The organism is Mycobacterium sp. IDUB_37 (assembly GCF_055419245.1).
The window spans coordinates 1-1,227 of sequence record NZ_JBVAXG010000029.1 but is presented as its reverse complement, the minus strand read 5'-3'; the positions used below and the strand labels follow the sequence as shown (position 1 = coordinate 1,227).

At 70.5% G+C, this 1,227-nt stretch carries 1 pseudogene; it reads left to right on the top strand.

Features of this window, described 5'->3' with window-relative positions:
* Positions 1 to 1,227: pseudogene (locus tag ACZY1I_RS32145) on the top strand (hypothetical protein); the annotation flags it as partial.

Here is a 1,227-nt window from a genome sequence, read left to right as displayed (position 1 = left end):
CACCGGCGCCCCCGCCCTACAAGGCACTTTGGGCGCGTTCATCTCCGCCGGACAAAACCTCGCCGCCACCCTCGCCGCCACCCTCGCCGCCAACCTCGCCGGCGGATTCCCCAACCTCGGTGGCCTGGTCACCGGCAACTTCGGCGCCGCGCTGGGCAGCCTGGCCGCGAACTTCCAGGCCGTCCTCTCGGGCGGGTTGCCTGCCCTGCAGGCCAACCTGGCTGGCCTCAACGCCGCCTTCGGCAACGCCCTCAGCGCCGCACTCTCGGGTGGGTCGGTGTTCGGCGGTGCCCTGAACGCGTTCCTGTCCGCCGGCGGCAACCTCGCCGCACTGCTGCCCTCCCTCTCGGGTGGGTTCGGCCTGAGCCTGCCCTCGCTGACCGCCGCACTCAACGGCGCCCTCAACGCCGCCCTCTCCGGCGGCCTGCCCGCCTTCCAGGCCAGCCTGGCCGGACTCAACGCCGCCTTCCAAGCCGCACTCAACACCGCACTGGCAGGCGCACCCGCCTTCCAAGGCGCGTTAGGTGCACTCATCGTGGCCGGCCAAAACCTCGCCGCCAACCTCGCCGCCGGCTTCCCCAACCTGTCACTGGCCCTGGCCGGAACACTCACCGGCAACCTCGGCGGCCTCGGCGCGGTCTTCTCCGCAGCGCTGGACAACCTTTCGGCCAACCTGGGTGCTGTCCTCGGTGGTGGGCTGCCCGCGTTCAACCTGAGCCTGGGTGCGATCAACGGCGCGTTCCAGTCCGCGCTCAATGCTGCGCTGTCGGGCAGCCTGCCCGCGTTCAACGCCAGCCTCGGTGTGTTGAACGGCGCTCTGCAAACCGCGTTGGGCATCGCGTTCAACGGCGCCCCCGCCCTGTCCGGAGTGTTGGGCGGGTTCATCCAGGCCGGCCAAAACCTCGCCGCACAATTCACCGCCGCACTACCGGCGTTGTCGGGGTTGTTGGCCGGCAACCTCGGAGTGTCGCTGGGCAATCTGGCCGCCAACCTCACCGCCACCCTCAACGCCGCACTCTCCGGCGGCCTACCGGCATTCCAGTTCTCCCTCGGCGGCCTCAACGCCGCCTTCAACACCGCCCTGGGCGCCCTGTTCACCGGCGCCCCCGCCCTACAAGGCACTTTGGGCGCGTTCATCTCCGCCGGACAAAACCTGGCCGCCACCCTCGCCGGCGGATTCCCCAACCTCGCCGGCCAACTCTCGGTGCTGCTCTCTGGCGGATCCCC